General features: G+C 58.5%; 3 protein-coding genes and 1 pseudogene. All 4 read right to left on the bottom strand.

All coding sequences use genetic code 11. The annotated features are described in order from the left end of the window. The coding region (locus WGC32_RS14900) for a phage holin, LLH family (protein WP_342683049.1) at positions 1–300 on the bottom strand (300 nt) is incomplete at its 3' end. 11 nt (positions 301–311) lie between these two features. After that, positions 312–599: a hypothetical protein gene (locus WGC32_RS14895; protein WP_342683048.1), complete on the bottom strand. Its 288-nt coding sequence runs from the start codon at positions 597–599 to the stop codon at positions 312–314. A gap of 12 nt (positions 600–611) precedes the next feature. Then, positions 612–1,337, bottom strand: coding sequence for a hypothetical protein (locus tag WGC32_RS14890; protein WP_342683046.1), 726 nt, complete (start codon positions 1,335–1,337; stop codon positions 612–614). After that, positions 1,334–2,884: pseudogene (locus WGC32_RS14885) on the bottom strand (hypothetical protein); the annotation flags it as partial. The pseudogene WGC32_RS14885 and the gene WGC32_RS14890, both read right to left, overlap by 4 nt.

Raw genomic sequence — 2,884 nt, 5'->3', positions numbered from 1 at the left:
GGGGATCACCCCTTGATTCAGCTCATATACAGCGGCTTCGATGAGGGCGTCCAGCTTTTCCTCATCAACGGTAATACCGTGATTTCTCAGCCAGTCAATGACATAAGCTTTCTTTTCCTCGCCTCTGCCGCTGCCAACATAGATTTGCTCCGCTGCCGCAACGGCGATCTTCACCCACGCGTTTATCTCTTTCTGCTGCTCTGCCGTGGTCTTGCTTTTGATGTAGGGGATGACAAAGGCTGTGATGAGCGCCGCGATGAGGGCGGCTACAGCCTCAAAAATGGGGGTAATATCGTACATGGTTTCCTCCTTTATCCATTGGTATCATCAGTTGTGCTGTCGTTTGGCAATGGGTTACCGTCAGCGTCCAGGTGATGCTTATTCCGGCTGACCTTCTCACACAGGCTTTTTCCCGCGTAGGTGATAAGATATCCGATACAGGCGGTAAAGATGGTGATGGTGACATCGGAGACAGACTCGCGGTAAAAGGCGGCCAATATGTAGGAGGTTACGGCGGTGGCTGTCGCTATGACAGTCGCCCACACAGCCAGAATCTTTGAAAACTCCATGGGCTTTTTCCTCTTTTTCTTTCGGCTCATATTCGCTCCTTTCTACGCTCCGGCCTCGATGACCACACCGCCTGGGGCTCCCGCTCCGCCGTTATATGCCGACCCCTTGCTTCTAGCTCCGCCGCCGGAAGCTCCGCCGCCGAGCTGTGGGTTGGACACATCCGTACTGTAAGGGGCAGCTGCGCCGGTTGCCGCTCCGCTTGAGGCTGCTGAGGCCACATATTTCATCTCTGCCGTTGGCGTTCCTCCTGCCCCTCCCGAGGCGGGAAGGGACGGCTCATCGGGTCTGCCGAAGTTAAGAGTGCCGTTGCCTCCCTGGATTCCGTTAATGTTGGAGACGTTGCCGCCGGAGGCTGTGCCTCCCGCCCCTCCAGCTCCCGGGCTGGAAGCAGAGGCGGCACCATTTCCACCGTTGCTTCCCGCTGTGGCGGTCACCGTTTGCCCATCAAAGGACAACGTTGTCTGGCTGTCTCCTACTGTGATGGAGACGCTGTTGCTGGGAGTAAGGTAAAGCTGATGGACAGCCACCCCTCCGGTGCCGCCGCCGCCTCCCCCTACGGCACGGTTAGCAGGTCTAGAGCCCACGCTATATCGTCGATCGCCGCTTCCTCCATTGCCACCCTGGCCGATGACGTAAAACTGATACCAACCCGCTACGGTAGGGCTCCAACTTCCGGTAGCGGCCACCACGGCGTGTGTCATCCAAGAAGTTGGTACAGGTGGAATACCTCCACCTTTATAAATCGCCCGTCGATGGCTCATCCTCATTCCAGATCACCTACCATCCACCATTCGTTGGTGCCCATCTTCTTTAGGCTCACCGCCCCGTACTGGCTGGCAATGCTTCTGGCGTTGTCCTTGCTGTAGAGGGTGACCCCAGAGGCCGGGGAGATGGTCACTGCTCCCGCACCATACCGGACAATCTCAATCTCGGTGTCCGCCGGGAGGGACGCTGTGGTATTGGAGGGGATGGTGATGGTGCAGGTGCCGGAAGACCTGGTACACTTCACTAGCTTCCCGGCGTAGGACGTGGTCAGGGTCAATGCTGTTCCTGATGCTGTCATAACATCGGCGCTGGCCTGGGTTGCTGTCACCTTGGCAAAGTTGTCCAAGGATGCCACGCCATTGCCTACCCCCACCTGTGTCAAGGGGACGGCCTCCAGGGTGCTTGCTGTAAGGTTGACATTGCCGTTGCTTGGATCAATGTTATTAACCGACCGGACAACCTCTGTAATCGCGATCCCGCTGTCCGTCAGATTGCCGGTAGAGTTCAGCCCCGCCAGATGGCCGGAGGCAGCGCCGCTGACCTTATCCGCCTTGCCGGAGATATCCACCAGATCGGCGGCGTCCTGGGCAATCTCTGCAATATCGGCTGGGGTAAAATAGTCCACCCCTTTCTCCGGCGTTTCCCCTGCCGGGCCCTGTGGGCCTTGGGGGCCTTGAGGGCCTTCGGGACCAGCTGGGCCTTGGGGGCCTGTCGCTCCTGTTTCTCCCGGAGGGCCTTGGATGGGGCCTAGGTTCAGCCATTCACTGCCTGTCCAGGCGTAGCAGTCATCCCCTACCATGTAGTTATCCCCTACATTGGGACTCGGTACCGCCTCCTGCAATGCCTGGAGACTGTCGTAGCTCCCCAGGATTTTAAGGGATGTACCCTGTGGTCCCTGTGGACCTGTCGCCTTGACGCCGGTGGAAACATACTGGTCTTGCTCTGAATCCCAGGTTTCCCACATATCGGTGTCCTCGTTGATCTGAGGGCCGTGCTGGGCGTCCTGGGCCGCCGCATTGGCATTCTGCGCCGCTGTATTCGCGGCGTTCGCGGCCTCGCTTGCGTCTTCCGCCGCGCCGTTGGCGTTCCCGGCCGCTGTATTGGCTAGGCCTGCCGCTGTGTTGGCTGCTCCTGCCGCCGTATTCGCGCCCTCGGTGGCGGTGTTGGCGTCTTCGATGGCCGTCTGCATCTGGCTGGACAGGCTCTCAAAGGTGCCCTTGGCTGTATTAGCGTCCTCCAGGGCCTGCTCCGCATCCTCTACCGCTTGGGAGGCGCTGGACTCGGAGGAAGAGATACTGTTGAGGGCGTCCACAAAGCTTTTGTATTCCGGAGAACTCTCCGCCGCCGCCTGATCCAGTGCCATAGGTTTAATATCCAAAACAAAGGAGCTGGAGGACAGCATAGCGTTGGTGGCTTGGTCGTAGAGCTGTACGTCACAACAAGCTTTTCCAGCTTCCGCCAACATCTGCTGGGTCAAGGTCACAACGACTTGGTTGTCGCTAATTTCCGCGTCATCCAGCACATTGTCGCCGGACTGCGGCTTTCTCAT

It is taken from the genome of Zongyangia acetica, assembly GCF_038739695.1.
Classification (GTDB): Bacteria; Bacillota; Clostridia; order Oscillospirales; family Ruminococcaceae; genus Zongyangia; species Zongyangia gallinarum.
The sequence above is the reverse complement of the archived record's forward strand: the minus strand, read 5'-3'. Positions and strand labels throughout refer to the sequence as shown.

Bases quoted from the DNA above. Each gene is read 5' to 3' on its own strand.
- WGC32_RS14890 (WP_342683046.1), bottom strand. From the start codon at position 1,337: ATGAGGATGAGCCATCGACGGGCGATTTATAAAGGTGGAGGTATTCCA.
- WGC32_RS14895 (WP_342683048.1), bottom strand. From the start codon at position 599: ATGAGCCGAAAGAAAAAGAGGAAAAAGCCCATGGAGTTTTCAAAGATT.